The sequence below is a fragment of the Alphaproteobacteria bacterium genome (assembly GCA_018662925.1).
Lineage (GTDB): Bacteria > Pseudomonadota > Alphaproteobacteria > 16-39-46 > JABJFC01 > JABJFC01.
Window position 1 is genome coordinate 1 of sequence record JABJFC010000005.1, and the last position, 3443, is coordinate 3443.

The 3443-nt window shown below is 42.0% G+C and carries 2 protein-coding genes; one reads left to right on the plus strand and one right to left on the minus strand.

Annotation, left to right across the window (positions count from 1 at the left end; genetic code table 11):
- Positions 1–2493 (minus strand): MobA/MobL family protein (locus HOL16_00195; GenBank protein ID MBT5389124.1); only part of this gene is annotated, 2493 nt, incomplete at its 3' end.
- 410 nt (positions 2494–2903) lie between these two features.
- Between HOL16_00195 and HOL16_00200 the strand changes: the two genes are divergently transcribed.
- On the plus strand, positions 2904–3209 hold the full coding sequence (locus HOL16_00200) for a conjugal transfer protein TraD (GenBank protein ID MBT5389125.1): 306 nt from the start codon (positions 2904–2906) through the stop codon (positions 3207–3209).
- Positions 3210–3443 lie beyond the last annotated feature (234 nt).

A 3443-nucleotide genomic window follows, 5' to 3' on the forward strand; every position in this document is an offset into this window, starting at 1 on the left:
AAAAGCTCCTCGACTGACTGTATCAATAAAATCCTTAAAGTCGATAAATAGCTCGCGATTGACGTATACCCGTACATCGTGACGGTGTCTTGTCATGGCAACAAGAAGACTTGCGGGGTCGAGACACGGATCAACAGATACGAAAGTTTTATCAAAAGTGCTCCCTTCTGACTTATGAATAGTCATTGAATAGCCATGGGTGATATGCGGGTACTTTTCTGTGCTGAACTGAACAAGTCGCCCACAATCAAGGCGTACCGTCATTGTTTTTGAATTATATCCCTCTATTGCCCCTAGTGTTCCATTCTTAGCCCCAACTTGAGTCTTATGTTTAGAAAATATGTTGAGAAAGGATTTCTCTTCAGCGTTCTTAATATACAGCCCATGATGATCATTCTGCGTAAACCGAATTCGATCGCGTATCGCATATTCTTGACCTGAGACCACAAAACTTTCTTTGAGATATCCTCGTGCTTTAAGACCTTCGCGAATCGCTTGATTCTGTTCATAAACCTCCACGTTTCGATAGGCCAAGACCATATGACTTTGACGAGGATGATAATCTTTGATATAGGCATCCGCAAGAGCGTGTGTAAGCTCTTTTGAGCTTTCATACCACGTAAAATGACCCTTTTCATAATAAGGTTTGATGCCGTCTAGAACATGGGCGTCATTTAAGTGTTTTGAACACTCTCGTTGCCATTCAACCTTTTGACGCACAACCTCTCGGGTCTCTGCACATCTGTAACGTTCTGCAAATAGCCGTCCATAATCTCCAGCTTCTCGTGATTTAATTTGGGCGGTATCTTGAACGATAAGAACTTTCGCTCCTTTCTCGACAGCTTCTCTCAAGAAAGGCTCCCAGAGTCGTCCGCCAACCATATTCGCCTCATCAACAATGATGACTTTTTTGTGAGAGAAACAATGCTTCTCTAACGCCTTCATTTTGTTGTGGGCGTAAAGATAGGGCCGTCCCCAAAGCCGGCCACTTTTAACGTATGCACTTTGCTCTTGGTATTTCTGCCAGTGGAAGAGAAAGCTATCCAATGTTTTACAGGGAATGCCAATTTCTTGCTCCATGATTTCCACCGCTTTTCCTTGGAAAGAGGTGCCGAGTACTTCATACCCTGCTTGTTGGTAGCTACTGGCCACAGCTTTTAAAAGGGTGGTTTTGCCCGTACCCGCTTTACCGTTTAAAATACGAATATCTGAGCCAGTACATAAATGAATGACAGCCTCCCGTTGTTCAGGGAAAAGTTTAAATCCAAGCTCTTGCTCATGAGCACGGATAGAGGACTTTATATTCTCTTCAGTCAAAGATTTTGTTTCTCGCTTGTGAAGAGCGTCTGCAAGGCCTGTTATGTGATCTTCTTGTTTTTTGTAGAGGGCGGACGTAAAGACGTTCTCGCGGTTGATGTTTTCCCCGACCTTGTGAGCAATTTCTTTATTTTCTAACAATTGGTCTGTAAGCTTTGACGCAAGACCTTGTAGTTCAGTTGCAAAGGCAGATCCCTCATATACGATATTGTCATTCGCTTGGACGAGGATGAGTTTTGGGTTAATTTCAATTTCTTCTACTTTTGCTTTTAAGATGGCAAAGAGTCTGGTATCTCCTCCAACATGGCGGAGGATTTCCTCCTCAATGTGTTTCCGGGTGAATGTCGGACGTTTGAAAGACACCTCTCTAACTAAGGAGCCTGGGTTCTCGCACATAATGGCAATATTTTGTTGGCGCTTGTCTTCATTATCCGCAATAATGCGTGAGTAACTTCCTTCTCGGGCAAGCTTTTGAGCATACCAACCTTCGTGTTCTGTCGCTAAGAACAGTGAACCACGATCTTCGTTGGAACGTGCGTCAATGCGAACAGGTAGCCCCGCCAATTGAAGGTGTTTATTTGCAGCGATTTCCCATTGTTTTCTTGTGGTGTTGTGCTCAACTTTTGAGACGATGTTGGCATCTTTCCTTTGAGAGAATTCTCCATTCACGAGTGGCCGTCTTGTTATCATTCCATGAAAATGCGGATTCCCTTTGTCCCAGTGAATAGCGTATTCAACGACAAGTCCTCTTGAAACAAATCTTTCTTTTAAAAACTCCTCAACACATGATTCAGCTTGCTCCTTGCTGAGCTCAATCGGAATGGCGCCCATAATCGTTTGAGCTGTTTGGGAAGAGTTTAAAAACTTCTCTTTTCCCTCTAAACTTTTTTGGTTTTTTACGGGATCATTTGGATCACCTCTGAATCGTAGTGCTGCAATGTCATCTTCAAAGGATTCAACTTTGTTCCACAAAATGGAGGGATTCTTTGCCCAGTCTGGTGCCTCATCTCCCGCAAGAACTCGGCTTACGATGACATCTTTTTTGTTGGTGTAGTCGTAGTCTGTTCCTGTGCGTCCGTCGCATTGACGTCCTCCCCCAATATATGCACTAAAACCTACAGAGGAACGTCCTTCACTCCGCGATATAAATCCCAAGGACAACGAATAAATTGCCATAACAAACACCGTTAAGCGTCAATTACAATTTAAACCCTGGAAGTTTATATCTGAGTGATGCGAAGCCCCCATGCCTCTCCTGTGATCCTTATACTAACGCCTGTGGCCATAAAGCACAAGTGCGATTTTCAAATCGCACATAAGTGCGCTTCGAAAAAAAGATGGTGGATGGGTAGTTTTTAATATAGCGCTATTCGCTTTATCCTGCTCTTAAAAAGCCACAACGGCACATGAGTGATGGTGATAAAGTTCGTTAAAATTTTTGATTAATCAGCAATAGTCAGAGGCCCCCTCGTAGGGTTGGTTTTTAGCTTGTCACAAACTCATTTTTGATTGAAGGCGGACGATGCGTCTGTTATATTAAGACCATAAAGAGGCAAGTTTAGTTTTTAGAAGCTCAGGAGAATGAAATGAATGCCTCTTTAAAGATCGAGAAACTTGAAGCAAAAATCTCAGGACTGAAATCCCAATATCAACTCCTTTTACATGGACGTCAGAAAGAATTAGCAGAGCTTATTTCAAAGCTAAATTTAACCCATATTGATAATAAAACGCTTATGGGTGGATTCCTATTTCTACAAAGTAAAATTACCACTCAAGATCCAATTGTGGAGGACTGGCATAATACCGGTGCTCGATTTCTACGACAATCGAGATCTGTCAAAAAATCTGACTCTTCTGTTTCAAAAAATAAACCGACTTCAAAAAACGCTTAACAAAGAAAAAAAGAAAATGAAAACTCAATTACAAACTCAGCGGCGTTTACGGACCAGATCGCTCATTCAAATTTTATGCAAAGCTTAGCATAAAATTTGTTATGCGAAGTAAAGCGTTATGCAAAGCAAAGGGTTCTATCTCCCATAAACAAAGGATTGAGATCCCATTTACTTTGCATAATCTCCGACCTATTTTATTTCAGACAGCCAAGAAAGCAGTGCCTGATCCTTATT

What these genes read in the sequence shown, in the direction of transcription:
- HOL16_00200 (MBT5389125.1), top strand. Translation starts at nt 2,904, where the DNA reads ATGAATGCCTCTTTAAAGATCGAGAAACTTGAAGCAAAAATCTCAGGA.